We start from the raw sequence: 18,485 nt of genomic DNA on the forward strand, positions 1-18,485 counted from the left end.
TTAGAGCATCGGCATCCCGCCATTAACAGGCAACAGAGCGCCCGTCGTGTAACTGTTCAGCGGGTCAGCAAAATATACATAAGCTCCAGCCAGTTCCGCTGGCTGGCCCGGACGGCCAAGCGGAACATCGGAACCAATGCTCTTCTGCGCTTCTTCCGGCATTCCGGTAGCAATGAACGGCGTCCAGATCGGGCCAGGCATAACGCCATTCACCCGAATGCCGCGGGACGCAAGCTGCTGCGCCATACTCACCGTAAAGTTCGCAATAGCCGCTTTCGTCATCGAATACGGCACAAGAATCTGTGGTGGCGTCTTCAGATTAACGGAAGACGTATTAATGATGGACGACCCCGGCTTCAGATGCGGCAGAGCAGCCTTCGTCAGATAAAACAGGGCATGCGTGTTCGTATCAAAATGACGCCGCCACTCATCGTCACTGATATCCTCCAGATGCTCCGCCCAGTTCTGAAACGCAGCATTGTTCACGAGAATATCGAGACGACCGAACTCTTCCAGAACCCTGCCAACAAGCAGTTTGCAATGCGACGCCTCACGGATATCCCCTGGCAGCAGAAGGCAACGACGCCCCTCCGCTTCAACCTGCCCGGCAATATCATTTGCATCCTGACTTTCAGTCTCAAGATAGGAAATCGCAACCTCCGCCCCCTCACGAGCAAAAGCCAGCGCCACAGCGCGCCCAATCCCTGAATCACCCCCCGTAATCAGAGCCACCTGCCCTGTCAGCTTCCCGGAGCCCTGATAGGTCTTTTCACCGTAATCAGGCTGCGGAGTCATTTTTGATGACAGTCCCGGAAAAGGCTGACTTTGCCCCTCAAAAGGAGGCTGAGGATAACGATTACGTGGATCGACAGGCATTCAAGCCTCCTGTGCTGCATAAAAAATGCAAGTAAGAAGCCCTAACGACCCAATCTTTCATTCAGTTCAGAACATTTCATCAAATTATTTTCCGGAACATTTACCGGGGACTCAGACTTCTAAAGTGAAGGATTTCCCGAAGTGGAAATCGACTTACCGAATTTAAAACGAAGTGCCCGGCGTTATTCACCCCGGACATTCGCGTCGACAATAGATCGGACCGAACCATGAGCGACACGGCAGACAAACGCACCACCGTGACCATCGGTGACCAGACCTTCGAGCGCGGCCCCCAGGGCGCAACCCATCAGACGGCAGACGGCAACACACCAACCCTGACCACCCAGCAGGGCGTACCCGTCGCGGATGACCAGAACTCCCTGAAAGCAGGCCCGCGCGGCGGAACGCTTCTGGAAGACTTCCATTTCCGGGAAAAGATCTTCCACTTCGATCACGAACGCATTCCCGAACGCGTTGTTCATGCCCGCGGCTACGGCGCTCATGGCTTCTTCGAACTCACAGACTCCCTCTCCGACTACACAACCGCAAGCGTCCTCGGCAAAACCGGCACACGTGTCCCGGCATTCGTGCGCTTCTCAACCGTCGCAGGTGGCAAGGGCTCATTCGATCTCGCCCGCGACGTCCGCGGTTTCGCCGTGAAGCTCTACACCGAGGAGGGCAACTGGGATCTCGTGGGCAACAACATGCCCGTATTCTTCATCCAGGACGCCATCAAGTTCCCGGACATGGTACACGCCGTAAAGGAAGAGCCTGATCGCGGTTTCCCGCAGGCGCAGTCCGCCCATGACAACTTCTGGGATTTCGCATCCCTCTCGCCCGAAACCGTCCACATGCTCCTCTGGATCATGTCAGACCGGGCCCTCCCCCGCTCCTTCCGCTTCATGGAAGGTTTCGGCGTCCACACCTTCCGGCTCATAAACGCCGAGGGAAAATCCACCTATGTGAAGTTCCATTGGAAGCCGAAGCAGGGCCTTCAGTCCGTCGTCTGGAACGAAGCCGTCAAGATCAACGGCGCGGACCCTGACTTCCACCGCCGTGACCTTTGGCAAGCCATCGAATCCGGCGATTATCCGGAATGGGAACTGGGCGTACAGCTCTTTGACGACGCCTTCGCTGACAAATTCGACTTCGACATTCTGGATGCGACCAAACTCATCCCGGAAGAACTTGTCCCTGTCCGCCGGATCGGTCGCCTCGTGCTGGACCGCATGGTCGACAACTTCTTCGCCGAAACCGAACAGGTCGCCTTCTGCACCCAGAACGTCGTCCCCGGTATCGGCTTCACCAACGATCCGCTCCTGCAAGGCCGGAACTTCTCGTATCTGGATACGCAGACAAAGCGGCTCGGCGGCCCGAACTTCACACACATTCCCATTAACGCGCCCAAGTGCCCGTTCCATAACTTCCAGCAGGACGGCCACGCCGCCATGCACAACCCGAAGGGCCGCGTGAATTACGAGCCCAATTCCTGGGGTGCAGGCCCGCGTGAAAACCCCAAGACCGGCTACAGACACTTCCCCGATGACAACGGTCGCACGACCCGCGAACGCGGTGAACTCTTCGCCGATCACTACAGCCAGGCACGTCAGTTCTACATCAGCCAGACAAAGCCCGAACAAACGCACATCAAAAACGCGTTCGTGTTCGAACTCAGCAAGGTTGAGACGCCAAACATCCGGTCCCGCGTCGTCGCTCATCTGCTGAATGTGGATGAAACGCTGGCCAAGGGTGTAGCTGAAGGTCTGGGCCTGAAAGACCTGCCTGCCCCGGCTCCGGCTGCCCGTACACCCATCACCGACCTGGCCGCCTCAACAGCGCTCAGCATCCTCAAGAACGGGCCCGCCTCCTTCGCAGGCCGTAAACTGGGTGTCGTGATTACAGACGGTACGGATGCAGCCCTGCTGGACGCTCTTCAGAAAGCTGCAAAGGCGGAAGGCACATTGATTGAACTGGTCGCCCCTGTTGTCGGCGGCGTAACACTGACAGATGGCAAAACCGTCCCGGCAGGCCAGAAAATCGTCGGTGCGCCGTCCGTGCTTTACGACGCCGTCGTGCTGCTCTCTTCTGCTGAGGGAACAAAACTTCTTAGCCGGGAAGCAACAGCCCGTGACTTCGTGGCAGATGCCTTCGCCCACGCCAAATTCATCGCCTACGGCCCGGACGCTGCGCCTCTTCTTGCAAAAGGCGGCATCACGCCCGACGACATGGACGATGGTGTAATTGCCATCAAAAACGATGGCGATTTCCAACCCTTCATCACAACCTGCCGGAAGCTCCGCTTCTGGGATCGTGAAGCTAAAACCCACAATGTCTGACATAAAAAAAGCCGGGGATCACACCCCGGCTTTTTTAATGCTGAACAGAGGCCGCAACCCGTCGATCAGCTTCCTGCCGAACATGCGCAAAATCCTGCTTCAGCGGCTTGCCATGCTCCACCATCAACACGCCCCCCACATAGACCTGCTCCAGATTTTCCTGAGCCGCCGCAAAAACCAGCGTGGCATACGGGTCAAACACATACCCAAGATTGGTCGGATCAATCACAAGAAAATCCGCAAATTTCCCGACCTCCAGACTCCCAAGACGATCCCCGACCTCCAGAACATCTGCACTCCCTCGCGTGTGCAGGCGCACCACATCATACGGGCTCATGATTGCAGCGCTCTGGTACTTGTCCCGGATGGCATAAAGCCCGGTCCGCATGTTTTCGAAAGGATCAGCCAGATCCGCACTGGCTTCCCCATCCTCTCCCATCCCAACCCGCAAACCCGCTTTCAGATAGGCCGGAATATCCGCCGTCCCTGACGCCAAACGACCATTTGAAAGCGGATTCCAGACCATGGACGCCCCTGCCTTTACGGATCGGGCAATGATCTCAGGCGTCGTATGAATGAAATGTCCAAAGATCAGATGCGGCCCGAGAATGCCTTCATCCTCAAACCAGTGGAACCGGGTCTGCTGGGCTGAAACGTTTTCAGGCGGCTCCAGATAATGACTCTGGTTGGATAGATGATACTCCCGCATCAATGCCCCTTCGATCTTCGCAACCTCTCCGGTGTCGTGAAATCCCGTCCCACCATTGATCATCACGGACAGGAACGTGGACCCCACATGCTGCCCGGCGGACCACGCCAGAAAATCGCTCACATGCTGCCGGGCTCTAGAAAGCGACACATCGGCTTTGCCTGGCAAAGGCTCCAGCCCATGCACGAACCGGAGTCCAGAGACTGCCTCTGCCTGGAACTGCAACCGATCCGTCGTTTCAACAACACCGGAATTCGCTCCGCCATAGTTGAAATTGTAAGCCGCCGTCACGCCATGCGCGAGATGATCCAGCGCCCCCTCCAGCGTGAACCAGTAAATATCCTCAGGCCGTGCAACGCTCGCCTTTCCGGAATAGAGAGCTTCAATCCAGCCCATCAGCGTCTGATCCGCCGCCAGCCCCCGATAGGCAGCCTGCCAGAGATGGCTATGCGCGGAAATGAACCCCGGCATCACCCAATGCCCATGCAGATCCACATCCTGATCAGCTTTCAGCTCTGTGGGCGGAAGACCAACTCCGATGTGATCGATCACGCCATCCGAGCGGACCGAAAAATACCCTTTGAAAGGCGTTTTCTGCCCATCGGCCATCGAAAAGATCAGGGCATTACGAACAAGAAGATGCGACGGCGCTGCATAAGCCGCACCGCACATACACACCGCCATCGCGGCAGAACACAGAATCTGGACAGGACGAAGCATTTTCATTCCGGAACGATAACACCCACCGCTCCCGGAACAAGCTTACAATGCCGCAGAAATATTATGATGAAAGACGGGGTCGAATGGCCGAAATCTGATGCCCAATATGGCCCCCGCCTGCCAGCGTCCGGCGCCGATGGCTGAAGAACCGCTGATCTGTCAGTGTATTAACGCCAAGCACTTCGATCTTCTGAACCCCAGCGGCCCGCAGGCGCGCAGCGCAGTAACCCGGCAGATCAAACATGAAATGCCCGGCACGCTCTGCCAAACGGAAGAACGCCTCAGCGTCCTGATCCTGCGCCAGAACTGCCTCTCGCATATCCGGCCCTACTTCGTAGCTTTCCGGCCCGATACACGGCCCGACAGCAGCCCGGATCCCTGAAGCCCCAAGAGCCTCCATCTGCGCCACAACGGATTCCAGAATTCCGCCAGCCGCCCCACGCCACCCTGCATGAGCAGCCCCGACAACACGGCCATCGCCCGAAGCGAGCAGAACAGGCCCACAGTCCGCCGTAATGACGCTGACACCCACCTCAGGTCGATCCGTCACCAACGCATCGCCATTCTGCCCGGCCCCCATAGTCCAAAGAGGCGTCTCAGCAGTCACAGGAACCGTAATGTCGCTATGAGTCTGCTTCAGACCCAGCAACATGTCAGGGTCAACCTGAATCTGCCGAGCCACGCGCGCCCGGTTCTCCCGCACATTCGCCAGATCATCAGGGGACGACAGAGAACAATTCAAACTGTCATAAGGCTTGGGAGAAATGCCGCCCAGACGGGTAAAAAACCCATGCGGCACGCCGAGCAGATCACTCCCCAGAACAGCCTCAGACATGTGCCGTCTCCTGCCGAGGACGACGGAAAGCGTAGGTCATCAATCCAATCCCGGCGAGCGCCATGGGAATGCACAGGATCTGCCCCATCGTCACGCCTCCCGCCAGGAAACCGATATTCGCATCCGGCTCCCGGAAGAACTCACAGAAACTCCGCGCACAGGCATACCCGAACAGGAATAACCCCGACAGGAATCCGAAATGCCCCCGCAGTCGGGGCCGCGATGCCGCAAACAGCATCACACACAGCAGCAGAACACCTTCCGTCAGCGCTTCATAAAGCTCGGAAGGGTGCCGCGCGACCGCCCCACCCGTCGGAAACACCATCGCCCAAGGCAGATCCGGAGACGCCGGACGTCCCCACAATTCCCCATTCACGAAATTCGCACACCGGCCCAGCGCCAGCCCGATCGGAACAACCGGCACAATACGGTCAGCAAAAGCCAGAAAGCTCAGACGGTTCTTCCAGGAGAAAAACGCCAGCGCCAGAATGACGCCCAGCGCGCCACCATGGAACGACATCCCGCCGTCCCATGTCTTGATGATGTCTACCGGGTGCGCGAGATAATCCAGAGGCCGGTAGAACAGCACGTACCCAAGACGACCACCGAGCAAAACACCCAGAATGGCGTAAAACAGAAAATCATCGACCTGCTCACTTGTCGCCACTTCCGGAGCAAGACGATTCAACCGCCGCGCAATAGGCAGAGCAATGATGAAAGACACCATATAAGCCAGCGCATACCACCGCACAGGCAAAGGCCCGACATGGAACGCAACAGGGTCAAACCCCGGGAACATCAGTGGCTGGCTCAAAGGTTTGGCTCCGATCGGGAAAGATAATCCCGGACATACTGCCGGATACCATCTTCAAGAGTTGTAAACGGCAGATCATAGCCCGCAGCCCGCAGTCGGCTCATATCCGCACAGGTATAGGACTGGTACTGCCCCCGCAGCTTCTCAGGCATCTCGACGAACTCGACGTCCCGAGCCTGATGCGCCGCATCACAGACCGCATAAGCAAGATCCAGATAGCTCCGCGCCACGCCGGTTCCACAGTTGAACAGTCCACTGACATCCGGATGGTCGAACAGCCACAACATGACATTCACCACATCACCAACCCAGATGAAATCACGCTTCTGCTGACCATCCGGCAGGCCGGGAATATCGGACTTGAACAACTTGGCTGCTGACCCACGCTGAAGGTCATCATATTTGACTTTCACAACGGAGATCATGGACCCCTTGTGATACTCGTTCGGCCCGTAAACATTGAAAAACTTGAGCCCAGCCCATTGCTTCGGAGCCGGATGCCCCGCTGCAAGCTCCCGCTTCACCCATAGATCAAACGCCTGCTTGGACCAGCCATAAAGGTTCAGTGGCTTCAGAGGATCAATCGCCTCCAGACCATCCCGGAACATCTCAGGCTTGTCCGCCGCACCATATGTGGCCGCCGAAGAAGCGTAAATCATCCGGACATCATTCTGCGCACACCAGCGCCAGAGAAACTGCGACAACGCCACATTGGTCGACCACACCAGATCCCCATCCCGCGCCGTCGTGGCACTGATGGCTCCCATATGGAACACTGCCTCGACCTTTGGCGATTTCTCAAGGAAACCCGGAAGCGCCTCAGGCGTGATGATCTGATCGGGCGCATGCGAGGCCAGGTTCCGCCACTTCACCCCCTCATGCAGCCGGTCCACGATAACCGTCCGCAGCCCGCGCTGGCGCAGGGCGGCATGAAGGCACGATCCAATGAATCCGGCTCCGCCGGTGACGATAATCATCCTTCCTGTATAGTCTGCCCCCGAAAACGATCCAAGCGACGCGCCACACATGACACGCCGCCTCTCTGCAGGAGTTTCTCCCATGTCTGACAGACCCCGCTTCTTCGACGACCTCGCAGGCCTTGCCGGCAATGCTTTTTCCGCTGTTACCGGTGCCCGCGAAGAACTGCACTCCATCATCCGCACCCGCGTCGATGAAATCCTGACCTCTCTCGAACTGGTGCGCCGGGACGAGTTCGACGCGGTACAGGAAATGGCCACCCGCGCCCGCATGGCACAGGACGAAGCAGAAGGCCGCCTCGCCGCCATCGAATCGCGCCTGACCGCCCTTGAAGAACTGGCAACAGAAGAAAAAGGCGGCCCGCAGGGCTAATCCACCCCGCTCGACTGCGCCAACACTGCAACACATCTTCGTACGAACTCACTGAAGATGCTCGTAATACTTGCGCAGTCTCAAAAGGGCCCATAACGTGATGAGTGCTGGAGGCAGGCACCCTGCCCCCAGACGCAGACATCTGGAGCGCCGCACCGGCGCACGGCCGGTGCCAGGCTCCACGGCCTTGGGAGATCCGACATGCCTGCCCTGAGCACCTCACTCACCACCGAAACCGAATCCCATCCGCTCGACATCATGGAACAGGTCATGGGCCTGTATGAATGGGAGTTCGAACGCCTCGGCCAGTCCGAAATGGCAGCCCAGGCCCCAGGCCAGTGGTGTGATTATTCTCTCTACTTCACATGGTCGGACGAACTGTCCGCGCTGCACCTGAACTGCACGCTGGACCTCCGCTCTCCCGCCACACGCCGGGCCGATGTCCACGAACTGGTTTCGCTGGCAAATAACCGCCTCTGGGTCGGCCATTTCACCATCGACACCGAAACCGGAACCCCAGCCTTCCGCCATACGCTTCTCATGCGCGGCGTCGCCACGCTTCCCGGCGAAAGCATGGAAGACCTGATCGACATCGCCATGTCCGAATGTGAAAGATTTTATCCCGCCTTCCAGTTCGCTCTCTGGGGTGGAAAATCCCCTCAGGATGCACTGGATGCCGCAATGCTAGACTGTGTTGGAGACGCCTGACCTTGCCTTCTACACCCTCAATCCTTCTGGCTGGCTGTGGCAAACTGGGAGGCGCGCTACTCGACGGGTGGCTCGCCTCCCCCACACCCCCAAAAATCGTCGTCCTTGACCGTCACCGAACAGGCTCGGACGACACCCTGACAATCGCCAACAGCCCCGCCGAAATCCCGGCATCTTTCACACCAGACATCATTGTTCTCGCCGTCAAACCAGCTGGTGCCGACAAAACCATCGAAGACATCGGCAAAGCCCTCGGAAGCCGGTTCGAGAAATCAGCCCTCCTCTCCGTCATGGCTGGCCGCACCTGCGAAGCTCTCGCCTCAGCAGCAGCCAAAGCCGGGGCTGAAATTCCCGTCCTCCGCGCCATGCCCAATACCCCCTCGGCCATTGGCGCCGGGATCAGCGGCTTCTACGCTCCACCCAACGCTACAACCGAACAGGCCACACTCTGCCATGAGCTCCTCTTCGCCGTGGGCGACGTCGTCCGCGTTAAAAAAGAAGAAGACCTTCTCGCCGTAACAGCCGTCTCCGGATCTGGCCCGGCCTACGTGTTCCTGCTCGCAGAACTGCTGGAAAAAGCCGGGGAAGCCCACGGCCTCTCCAAGGAAACAGCACGCCGTCTGGCGCGCGGCACCATCTACGGTGCAGGCCGCATGCTCGACGACCTGCCCGATGACGCAGAAGACCTCCGTAAGGCCGTCACAAGCCCCAACGGAACCACCGCCGCAGCCCTGAGCGTCCTCATGGCGCCCGACGCCTGGCCTGCAAATATTGCAAAAGCCATTGACGCCGCGACAAAACGGGCCGACGAACTCGCCGGATAACCGTTTCTTTCTGGTGGGAACTTGCCGCCCCAGGCAAACGCTCCCACCATAAGAAACATGTTTTTGACAGGAGACCGGCAATGGAAGAACGGCAGGACCCATTTGACACCGATGAGCTGACACCAGACAGCGCACCGGAACTGGACAGGGAAGCCTTCGACATCGCCCTTCTGCAATCCGCGTTAAGCCTGGCGGGAACAGACGGATGGCACCGGTTCTCGCTCGTGGATGCCGCACGTGAAGCGGGCCTCCCAGTCGATGCCGTGCGCTCCCGTTACCCCGTCAAACCCCTGCTCCTCCTCCGCCTCGGCCGACTGGCAGATGAAAGCGCCCTCCGGGACGACGGTAACGGTGGCACCCTGCGCGAATATCTCTTCGACCTGATGATGCGACGCTTCGATATTTTCGAAGAATACCGCGAAGGCGTCCGCGCCGTCCTGCACGCCCTCCCTTACGATCCCCCACTCGCCGCCCTTCTGGCCGGTGCCACCATGGATTCCATGCGCTGGCTCGCAGACGCCGCAGGCATGGACTGCTCAGGACTGGGCGGCCTCTGGCGCGTCAATGCCCTGACCGCCGTATGGGGCCACGCCCTGCGCGCCTGGGAAAAAGACGAGAGCCAGGATCTCGGCAGCACCATGGCGGCCCTCGACAGCGCCCTGAACCGCGCTGAACGGCTTGGCGTCCTCAAAGCGTCCGCACGTCGTAAAATGGACGACGCCATGCGCAACACCGGCCTGCCCGATCACGAACTGGAACTTGAATCCTGATATTGGGCTTTACGAAGCATGCTGGTTCGGATTAAAAGCCGTTCCAGCGCGTTCCTGAAACGCGTCTGCTGGGGCGTAGCCAAGCGGTAAGGCAGCGGATTTTGATTCCGCCATGCGGAGGTTCGAATCCTCCCGCCCCAGCCAAACTCCGATATAAATCATTGATATCAAACGGATTTTATTCGGGTAAAAAATTGAGTTTTGGGACTTTTCTCCATTTTCGTCCCCAAAACTGGCTCCAATGCTCAAACGAAAAAATGGCTGTTACCACTTCCGCAGAGTAGTCCCTTCACATATTCGTGATGCTTTGGGTCAGACTGAAATCTGGCTCTCTCTAGGCACGCACAGGAAGAGAGACGCCACGTCCCGTGCGGGCATGATATATGGACAGGTCGAGAACCTGTTCTGTTTCCTGTCGGGTGGTGGTGCCTTGCCTGAAAAGTTTGACCTTAAGAATTATCTTCTGGAGATGGTGAAGCTCCACCCGTCTGATTTCAAAGAGGATTGGCTGGCAGGAGCTAGTGCCGGAATTGACGTAAAGAAAAAATATCTCTCAGGAGCCTCTGACAGATTCCTTCAGCAGTTCGTGCAGGACGTGGATGGCCGAAACGCTCACCTTCTGAACGAAATCCAGCGTCTGGGTGCAGAACTGGAATCTGCCAAAGCAGCAGGCAATCATGAGCGGGAAGGTCAACTGTTAGCCCTGCTGGGTCAGGCCATCTCCAAGATACCCGATATGAGCCAGCAGGCTCCCGCTGCTCCTGTCATGCACCACCAGATTCCGTCAAGAATCTCCTCGGTCCCCTTCAGAGACATTGCCAACAGGTATCTGGAAATTAAGAGGGCAAGCGTCTCCATAGAGACCTATAACCACTTTGTAGCCGCGTGCAGTCTGTTTGGCAGATTCACTGACACCACCCGTGAGCTGCATACTTTTACCCGTAAAGACTCATCAGCTTTCATCAACGTCTTGAGACAGATGCCCAAATACTGGGGGAAATCTCCCAAAGAAGAAACGATGACTCTGGGAGAAATTGTCGCATACCACCGGACGCGAAATCCTGGATACGTGACTTTATCAACAGACACGATGAGCCGACACATCAACAAGATGGCCGAAATCTGGAGTTATGCCATCTCGATTGGAGAACTGGACGACAAGAAGGAATACGATATCTGGTCGAAGCATATGGTAACGGCCATTAACGAACAGACCGTGGACAGAAGGCCGTTCAAGGAAACAGAGCTGGCGGCTCTCATGGAAACCCTGTGGAAGCCACGGATTAATATCAACACAGTCAGACAGATTATATCCGTTGCGACCTATACAGGCATGAGGCTGGAAGAAATTTGCAGACTTCGCCCATGCGATATTCATGAAGTTGAGGGTGTTCTCTGTTTCGATATCCGGATTCATCGAGATGCGGATGGGAAGGAAATCTGGAACCCAAAATCAGAGGCCGGTGAACGTCTCATTCCCGTTCATTCCTATATCAAGAACTCTACCGGATTGATTGAACGCGCCAAAAACTGCGAGAAATCCAAAAGAGACCGGATATTTTTCGACCTTCCTTATGCTGCCTCCACTAATAAATATGGAGCGGCTTTCTCTCAAAGGTTTAGCAAGTTCAAGAAAGATGCGGGTCTGCCTCGTGAGACAACATTTCACAGTTTCCGACATCTGTTCCGAACCATGCTTGGTCACCGAAGCGATGGACTGAACTACCCGGTAGAGTGGATTGACCAGATTCTGGGCCATGAAACAGCCGGAATGGGAAGCCATTACAATGCAGGGACAACACCATCGAACCTGATGAAAGTCGTTCGAACAGTGAAGTTCGAAAGCTGGGACCCCATGGAAATAAAAAACCGATAACCCTGCGCTGAAACAAAACTGCATTTCTGTCTGCTATACTTCCCTCTCAGGACTGGAAAACATCCCGGAGACCAGTTCGGAGAAGGAAGTACAACATGTTTCTACGACAGGACCATTATAGACCATTCTGCCTCTCTCCACGATTACACGGGGAAAGATGTAGGATGATGTGCAGTATGACGAGATAGACCAGTGGATAAGAACCACCAGACCCGATGTCTGGCGCAGGCTGTTACCCCTGCATGGGATTTACAAGAACGAAATCACCTGCAAGGTCGCAGAAAATTGCGAGTTTCTCGCCTGTTTCGAAGAGACCGAACAGGTCGCCATGGAAGTCGTGGACTGGGTGGAAACCCTGTCACCAGACCTCGTTTCCAGCTTTGACCTTCTTTCCCAGTCATACAGTGAACTGAAGCAGACCCAGCGAATCACAGGGCAGGTTCTCACACGCAAAGCCAACAGGTTACGCCGCAATCTCCGTAGAATGCTGGAACTCTCCCCTGAGCACGACAGGGTTCAGAAGGCCTTTGATGACGAGAAGCTGGCAGCCAGCAAGTCCTTCATCGTGGTTCCAGACAGACAGAACCCGGACACTGGCCTGTCAGCGCATACGCTCCGTCAGTGGCAGCTCAGGAAACACTATGCGGTCACGCTGGCGATAGCTGACAGTCTGCATGATTTTGCTACCGGATTTCTGGGCTATCAGGGGCTGTTCCTGACCCTGACACTACCCGGAGAGTACCATGCCTGTTCCTATGAAGAAGCCAAGGCAGAAATCTCGCGACGCTGGAAAACCGTCAGACGCAAAGCCAGAGAGAAAGACGTCCTGCTTCTGGGCATGACAGCGCTCGAACTCCAGGACGATGAAACACCGCACTATCATATCCAGCTCTATATCGACCCAGCTCAGAGAGCATGGCTCGAAGAACAGATACTCCAAGCCTTTCCAAACGAGATTAAACGACAGGCGGAAGCCATCAAGGACATCCGCGATGTGCTGTCCGTCTCCCTCTATCTCACCAAGGACTACGGCAAGCCTGAGACCAGTCTGACCTTCATCGGTCTGACACGCGACATCCGAGCCCGTTACACGAGTATCTACGCAGGCAAGCGATACGGAACCCTGTCAGATGCCAGGATTGCCACAGCTCACAGACTGATAAAGCGGAAAGCCTTTGGCGGAACAGCGCTGCTTCTGATGCGTGGATTTTCCGATGAGAGGCTGAACCGAATATCAGCCCGTCATCCCGATTTCCATTATGTCCGTCCAGGAATGCCAAGGGTTCTGACAGCTCTGGTGCATGTCATGCATTTCAGGACAGTGAAGGATTTCAATACATCCCCTGTCAGCCAGACCTCCATGGTCAGACAGAAGGTTTCAGCAGGGAAAACAGGGGTTCATTCTGATTTTGTTCCAACTTGTTTAAATGACTGCCAAGAAGGTGTCCCCCATATTGGCCTCCCTTACGAACGGCTATGTTCCAGGAGTCAGCCCCCACCTACAGAGGCATAGGACATTGAAATCTGACTGGAAACACGGTGCAGAATGGACAGAAACGGGCAAGGGCGGGGTTGAACGCAAGTGTCTGTAGGGTCGCGGTTCAAGGTCATACCTCCTGTCGCCACGTTTCTCCATTTCAGGAAACGCCTGCTCCTGAATTGCAGGATTTGCCAATCTACGCCTTGTGTCTCTGGACATCGTTATGCACCGGGAAAGCCCTGTGGCAACGCGTTACTGGGAAAATGCAAGCCAATTGGCGCGCACGCTCTGTCAGACATAAATATTTTCCACGCAAAAAAAGAAGCTAACAGCACCGAGTTACTGTTTTTATGGGGAGAGGCTCACATTCCGTGAGGCCTCTCATTTACCAGAAAACAGTATCAGTGAAGGCGGGCGCCAAATGAGCACATCAGCTCATAATTTCGCTGACATTCTCATTCCTCGAGTTCCCGTTTTTCATTGAGATGACTCGTCACACATTCAAAAGAAAGAATGAGTTTTCTCATCTTTTTCTCACTTTTATTCAAAGCCTGAGCCTTATCTTTTTTACCACACATCTCAAAAAGGAGACGCGCTTCTTTAAAGCGAGAGGCCTCCGCTTCCAGGGCTTTCATTTCGCGGCATAGTTCGGTGATTGTGGTAGCAAGACTGCTCATGGCTGACCTCCCAGTCCTTCATAGGACCAGGACAGAGGCTTCTTGCCCTTCATCTCTGCCAGAAGAGAAAAGCCGAGGTCGAAATGGGCATGGAGAGCAATGGATGCCCCTACATTGAACTCCTCGGGAGCAAAGCGGATAAACCACTGAACGTACTGGGTTTCGCAAGCCCAGCTATGCCCGTGATACCGTTCCCAGTCCCGGAAAACCAGCAATCCCAACGCAACAAAGAGCGCGTTTCCGAAGCCTTTTCGCTCCGCCCTGATGTCTTCCTGCTCCCATCCCAAAGCACTGACTTCACTCGCTGGAATGCGTGAATCCAGAAAGAAGTTCAGCATATGGTCAGGCTTCACATCTCTCAAATATGCAGATTTTCTAAGAGTTTCAGCATACGCATTCGCACGTTTTGCTGTTGTGAACTCTTGTCCCTTCAGGTCTGCCCTGATGATGGAAACAATACGCTCGACCTCTGCCACTGACAGGGGAGCATTGCCTATATGGCTTGATGTTCCAAGGGATTTAGCTCTCTCGACTGCGTTCATTTCCGCAAGTTCGAACTGTTTCATTATATTATATACGTATGACATCTTCCTTTATCTTTCGCCTCCGTTTGTGGGGCAAGGAGACGTATAGCCCATACAGACCTCGATGTCAAGTATTTATTTGGTCGTTTCGAAAAATAAATGCTTTTTGATGAATCTATATATACAAATACTTATGCATCACTCAGAAATCACTTCCGAATACAGAAGACGATACACTCTCCCCTGCATCTCCCAGAGCTATAATGACTCACACGTGCGAGGGACATTATGAAAACGGAGACATTGCATATCCGGGTCAGACCGGAAGAACGGGAGAGACTAAAAACCACAGCAGGAGCACGCAGACTGTCTGCATGGTGCAGGAAAGTTCTGCTGAACGAACTGGCAGGAGGGGCTTCGATTGCAGAGGAGCTTCTGGCGTTACGTCGTGAGCTGTCTGCCATTGGCAACAACCTGAACCAGATAGCCAGACGACTGAATACAGGGGAACAGGTCGATATCGCTGCCCTGCCTGCGGACATCGACACCCTGAAAGCCCGCATCAACAGGGCTCTGAGGCGGGTGCGATGATACTCAAGAGCAATCCCATCAAAACCTCCTCCGGGTCAGGAGCCATTTTCCATCATCTTGTGGAGAAGACAGACGAGAACGAGCATATCCTGCTCTGGAAAGGCAGACGTCAGGATGTCGATGACTGTATCGCGGACGCAGCCGCCTTTCATCGTGTGAATGCCGTTCAGCACTTCCAGGTCTCTTCGAAAGAGAAGCTGACTGACGAACAGTTTGCGGACTGCATCACCATGCTCGCCAGAGAGTTCGGGTTTCAGGCCTCGGATGTGTGTCTTGCCGTCATCCACACCAAAACCCGCCACGATGGCAAAGCAGACAATCGCCACTGCCAGTTTCTGGTTCGCACGACGAATGCCGAGACCGGAAAGGTTCTCGATGTCTCGCATCGCTATGAACGTCAGGAAAAAGTCGCCCGTCTGTTCGAGCTGAAACACGGTCTTGAACTGACGAAGGGACGCCATAACGTGGCCGTGTATCACGCTGTTCCAGAGGAATACCGCGACCGTCTGAAGGCTCTCTGCGAAGGACCGCTCCCGAACTCCTGTCTGTCAGACCCGCAGTCCAGACAATCCCAGAGACAGGGAGCCAGTCCGTTCGACATCAAATACGCGGTCCGGGAGCTGTTCTCCCGTAGCCAAAGCTGGCAGGCATTTGAACAGACCCTCACAGAGCTTGGCTGGTCCCTGGAAGCAGGCCACAAGAAACCGGATGTCCTGATTCTGAAAGACGGAAACGGGGTCTTTGTGGGGTCTCTCTCCCGTCTGCTGGGCCTGAAAAAAGCCGAGCTTCAGCAGCTCAGAACAGACCCGGAAGCCATGAGACAAAAAGGGATAGCCAGCCCTGGCCCTCGTGACACACGAGACCCAACTGGCAAGGGGGAAACCCCCGTTGACCCCCATAGCGACAGAACGGAGGAGTCCGATGAGACTTCGGAGGAAAAGGAAAAATCTGGCTCCTCTTCCGGGTCTGCACTCCCCTCCCCTTCTCCGAACTCTCTGTCTCCAAAGCCTCACTGGCTGGGACCCATTGCTCCGCTTCTGCACTCATCCCGCTCTGCCATCACGGAGGGCATGTCACACGCGGAAATCCAGTCGGTCATCGACTTCAATGCTCAGGAAGCGGAAAGAGACAACCAGCTCCGTGAATTACTGCACGACCAGAAACGCTTTGCGGCCCTGCTGACCGAAATCCTTACCAGCTTTCAAAGCCAGTGGCAGAACCTGCCTCCTGAACCCTATCCCGACCCGAAAAGCCGGGATGCATCGGTTCTTCGCAAAACGCAGGAACAGAGACTGGCCCCCGCTCGTCAGGCGTGGAAACAGGCCAAAGAAAAAGCGAGTGTCTGGAATCTCTGGAACGGAGCTGACATCCAAAGAGCCAGAGCCGCGTTCGAGGGTCTGCTGCATCGCTATGGCTATGACCGTCACGAGGTCGGCAAACTCGACCTGCTGGACGATGACAATTTTGCCTATGCCGTGAACTGGATGGCGGAACGTGTCGTGTCAGGTCGGGAGCGTCAGCACAGGGCATGGCAGAAGACCCCCGAGGTTCGCAGATACCTGACAGCGAAAGCCGGGATAGAGAGACTGGTGGCTCATCTGGAAAAGACGCGGGATGTGGAACTGCTGCTCTTGGCAAGAACCAATCCGGAGGAGGCTCTGAAGCGTCTGGCAGACCTGACGAAGACAGAGGCTGGACAAACCAGTTCGCAATCCCTGCCTGTCAGGACAATTCCATCTCCCGACAGACAGAAGACACAGCGCTCCACTCTCTCGCTTTAAAGAGCTGCCTTGACCGTACTGCCGGAGAGCTTGGCATCGACCGAGCCATTCATCTGCTTGAACAGTTCAGCATACATGACCTCTTCAGCCCGTAAATCTTCCAGTGTCAGACGGAGGCCGGAGACATTGGAGAGGTTTTCACCGACCGGAATGACCGTCACCGAGAGATAGGCCATCTCATGGGGTGTCGTGTAGGTCAGCGGTTCATTCGCTTCCGCAGTCGTCCCGGTCTGGGTCGTCACGACCTTTCCATCCGGTCCGGCATAGGCTGTCCCGGAGGGTGTGCCGTAGCGGGTCATGGGCTGAAGATGCAGACCGTATTTGGATGCGATATCCGCCTGAAGGTCCGTGTAATGCGGGGAGGCTTCCATGGGAAAGGACGCAGACCGTTCAATCTTCGTGACCACCGCCCCCATCACAGGAATGGACAGGCGCACAGTCAGGCTGTCCTGTCCCTTCTGACAGGTCAGGGTGCTGGGGAAATACTGCGTGTTGACCCCGACACCCTTGTAGGTGGTGGACAGATAGGTGTTCGTCACCTGAGGAGCTTTGCCGCAATAGGACGTCAGGGTGCTGGTGGCGTCGGCCTGTGTCATTCCGAGCCTAAGACCAAGAATGCTGTCCTGCCCGAACACGTTGTCGAGGGGCTGATAAGTCACGGTCTGCCTGAGATGCACCCCGCCATTGTCGGGAGGCGTCTGAGGCTGGGACGGTGGCACAGACAGTCCCAGAAGATGGGCACAGGCCGGTGTGATGAGACCCTGATTGTGCGCCAGCAGACACTGGGTCAGGCTCTGGGCATGGACGGAGAGCGGAACAGTGCTGACAGCCAGCACGAGGACGAAAGCCGGAAGGAAAGACCTGCTCATGACGTTACTGCCTCAGTCCGCTGCCGCCAGTATTCTGGCTGGTGGTAAAGCTGTGATGGACCACGATGTCCTTGTGGAGTGTCACCTTGAGGATATTGCTTTTGGCGCTGTCTCTGGTTCCCAGAACGCCAAGCCCTACCACGTCCTGCACCATGGACAGACCATCCTGCCGGGTGGACGAATACACATACACCCACTGCTCATTGCCGTTCTCGAAGGACGTTTCGGACGGCTCGCCGTAGAGCTGACGGAGCTGGGACGAGGTTGTGACACCATCGCGAATGGAGCGGTCCACATCCGCAGCCGTGACACTCTTCAGGGAGGCATTGCCAGCCGAGGAGCAGGCACTCAGACAGCCCAGTACAACAGCCAGAGCCGCTGTTTTCATCATCGTCAAGACGGTTTTCCTTTTTGATGGAGAAGCAGAGCCCACGTCACAGGCTCTCAAGAAAGCGGGGGTTGCTGTTGATGGTGTCGCTGAGGGTCTTGATGGCCTGTCGCTTGTTCTGAAACAGACGCCACAGAACGCGCAGAAACCCGATGACCACGAACAGGGCGCCAAACAGGATGACAGCGACCATGCCCCAGGTCGCCACAAGCCAAAGCGGATTGGTGCCCTGACGGGTGTAATGACCAACCAGATTCCGGAAGATGTCTGCCCCCTTCAGAATCAGGGCAAGGACAAGCAGAACCATCAGAGCGCGGGCCGTCATCCTGCCAACGGAGGCAAACAGAACCGACCACG

At 56.0% G+C, this 18,485-nt stretch carries 18 protein-coding genes, 1 tRNA gene and 2 pseudogenes; 11 read left to right on the top strand and 10 right to left on the bottom strand.

Features of this window, described 5'->3' with window-relative positions; translation table 11 throughout:
* Entirely contained in the window at nucleotides 1–876 is an 876-nt protein-coding gene (locus B7444_RS03575) for an SDR family oxidoreductase (RefSeq protein ID WP_035729673.1), read from the bottom strand.
* A gap of 227 nt (nucleotides 877–1,103) precedes the next feature.
* Here B7444_RS03575 and B7444_RS03580 point away from each other — a divergent pair, with 227 nt between their 5' ends.
* Complete coding sequence (locus B7444_RS03580) at nucleotides 1,104–3,212, top strand: catalase (protein ID WP_007284267.1); 2,109 nt, start codon at nucleotides 1,104–1,106, stop codon at nucleotides 3,210–3,212.
* Nucleotides 3,213–3,246: 34 nt separating this feature from the next.
* Here the strand turns inward: B7444_RS03580 and B7444_RS03585 are convergent, their stop codons facing one another.
* From B7444_RS03585 to rfaD, 4 genes are read right to left on the bottom strand one after another with little or no spacing between them, the layout of a single operon-like run.
* The gene (locus B7444_RS03585) at nucleotides 3,247–4,647 is read right to left on the bottom strand and encodes an amidohydrolase family protein (protein WP_007284266.1); all 1,401 of its coding nucleotides are present in this window, start codon (nucleotides 4,645–4,647) and stop codon (nucleotides 3,247–3,249) included.
* 55 nt (nucleotides 4,648–4,702) lie between these two features.
* Nucleotides 4,703–5,476 carry a peptidoglycan editing factor PgeF gene (pgeF, locus tag B7444_RS03590; RefSeq protein ID WP_007284265.1) on the bottom strand — a complete coding sequence of 258 codons (774 nt, stop codon included), beginning with the start codon at nucleotides 5,474–5,476 and terminating at the stop codon, nucleotides 4,703–4,705.
* Nucleotides 5,469–6,275, bottom strand: coding sequence for a prolipoprotein diacylglyceryl transferase (lgt, locus tag B7444_RS03595; protein ID WP_007284264.1), 807 nt, complete (start codon nucleotides 6,273–6,275; stop codon nucleotides 5,469–5,471). Before lgt ends, pgeF begins: the two co-directional genes overlap by 8 nt.
* An 11-nt stretch (nucleotides 6,276–6,286) precedes the next feature.
* Nucleotides 6,287–7,267: an ADP-glyceromanno-heptose 6-epimerase gene (rfaD, locus tag B7444_RS03600; protein ID WP_007284263.1), complete on the bottom strand. Its 981-nt coding sequence runs from the start codon at nucleotides 7,265–7,267 to the stop codon at nucleotides 6,287–6,289.
* Nucleotides 7,268–7,349: 82 nt separating this feature from the next.
* Here rfaD and B7444_RS03605 point away from each other — a divergent pair, with 82 nt between their 5' ends.
* The 8 genes and pseudogenes from B7444_RS03605 to B7444_RS03635 all read left to right on the top strand — a co-directional run bounded on the left by B7444_RS03605 (nucleotide 7,350) and on the right by B7444_RS03635 (nucleotide 13,331).
* Nucleotides 7,350–7,640 (top strand): accessory factor UbiK family protein, encoded by a 291-nt coding sequence (locus B7444_RS03605; protein ID WP_035729672.1) that lies wholly within the window; start codon nucleotides 7,350–7,352, stop codon nucleotides 7,638–7,640.
* Nucleotides 7,641–7,841: 201 nt separating this feature from the next.
* Nucleotides 7,842–8,348 (top strand): type III secretion system chaperone family protein, encoded by a 507-nt coding sequence (locus tag B7444_RS03610; RefSeq protein WP_007284260.1) that lies wholly within the window; start codon nucleotides 7,842–7,844, stop codon nucleotides 8,346–8,348.
* Nucleotides 8,349–8,350: 2 nt separating this feature from the next.
* Nucleotides 8,351–9,172, top strand: a complete 822-nt coding sequence (gene proC, locus B7444_RS03615) for a pyrroline-5-carboxylate reductase (RefSeq protein WP_007284259.1) — start codon at nucleotides 8,351–8,353, stop codon at nucleotides 9,170–9,172.
* Between the two features lie 80 nt (nucleotides 9,173–9,252).
* Nucleotides 9,253–9,942, top strand: coding sequence for a hypothetical protein (locus tag B7444_RS03620; RefSeq protein WP_007284258.1), 690 nt, complete (start codon nucleotides 9,253–9,255; stop codon nucleotides 9,940–9,942).
* Between the two features lie 69 nt (nucleotides 9,943–10,011).
* Nucleotides 10,012–10,086 (top strand) — tRNA-Gln (locus tag B7444_RS03625).
* Between the two features lie 97 nt (nucleotides 10,087–10,183).
* A pseudogene (locus B7444_RS17425) lies at nucleotides 10,184–10,336 on the top strand (DUF6538 domain-containing protein); the annotation flags it as partial.
* A gap of 342 nt (nucleotides 10,337–10,678) precedes the next feature.
* Nucleotides 10,679–11,818 (top strand): tyrosine-type recombinase/integrase, encoded by a 1,140-nt coding sequence (locus tag B7444_RS03630; protein ID WP_159107805.1) that lies wholly within the window; start codon nucleotides 10,679–10,681, stop codon nucleotides 11,816–11,818.
* 169 nt (nucleotides 11,819–11,987) lie between these two features.
* Nucleotides 11,988–13,331 carry a rolling circle replication-associated protein gene (locus tag B7444_RS03635; RefSeq protein WP_007284256.1) on the top strand — a complete coding sequence of 448 codons (1,344 nt, stop codon included), beginning with the start codon at nucleotides 11,988–11,990 and terminating at the stop codon, nucleotides 13,329–13,331.
* Nucleotides 13,332–13,753: 422 nt separating this feature from the next.
* On the opposite strand, the gene B7444_RS03640 is transcribed toward B7444_RS03635, so the two are convergent.
* Nucleotides 13,754–13,975, bottom strand: a complete 222-nt coding sequence (locus tag B7444_RS03640; RefSeq protein ID WP_035729666.1) for a hypothetical protein — start codon at nucleotides 13,973–13,975, stop codon at nucleotides 13,754–13,756.
* Entirely contained in the window at nucleotides 13,972–14,541 is a 570-nt protein-coding gene (locus B7444_RS03645; RefSeq protein WP_007284254.1) for a hypothetical protein, read from the bottom strand. The genes B7444_RS03640 and B7444_RS03645 overlap by 4 nt, the downstream gene beginning before the upstream one ends.
* Before the next feature lie 246 nt (nucleotides 14,542–14,787).
* Between B7444_RS03645 and B7444_RS03650 the strand changes: the two genes are divergently transcribed.
* A complete protein-coding gene (locus B7444_RS03650; RefSeq protein WP_007284253.1) occupies nucleotides 14,788–15,090 on the top strand; it encodes a MobC family plasmid mobilization relaxosome protein in 303 nt (100 codons plus the stop codon).
* Nucleotides 15,087–16,871 carry a relaxase/mobilization nuclease domain-containing protein gene (locus tag B7444_RS03655; protein WP_007284252.1) on the top strand — a complete coding sequence of 595 codons (1,785 nt, stop codon included), beginning with the start codon at nucleotides 15,087–15,089 and terminating at the stop codon, nucleotides 16,869–16,871. Before B7444_RS03650 ends, B7444_RS03655 begins: the two co-directional genes overlap by 4 nt.
* On the opposite strand, the gene B7444_RS03660 is transcribed toward B7444_RS03655, so the two are convergent.
* The 3 genes and pseudogenes from B7444_RS03660 to B7444_RS03670 all read right to left on the bottom strand — a co-directional run.
* Nucleotides 16,868–17,740, bottom strand: coding sequence for a hypothetical protein (locus B7444_RS03660; protein ID WP_007284251.1), 873 nt, complete (start codon nucleotides 17,738–17,740; stop codon nucleotides 16,868–16,870). The genes B7444_RS03655 and B7444_RS03660 overlap by 4 nt on opposite strands.
* Nucleotides 17,741–17,744: 4 nt before the next feature.
* Nucleotides 17,745–18,131, bottom strand: coding sequence for an outer membrane protein assembly factor BamE (locus tag B7444_RS03665; protein WP_007284250.1), 387 nt, complete (start codon nucleotides 18,129–18,131; stop codon nucleotides 17,745–17,747).
* Nucleotides 18,132–18,174: 43 nt separating this feature from the next.
* A pseudogene (locus B7444_RS03670) lies at nucleotides 18,175–18,485 on the bottom strand (hypothetical protein); the annotation flags it as partial.

Origin of the sequence: Gluconobacter thailandicus F149-1 = NBRC 100600 (assembly GCF_000964465.1) — a bacterium.
Taxonomy (GTDB): domain Bacteria; phylum Pseudomonadota; class Alphaproteobacteria; order Acetobacterales; family Acetobacteraceae; genus Gluconobacter; species Gluconobacter thailandicus.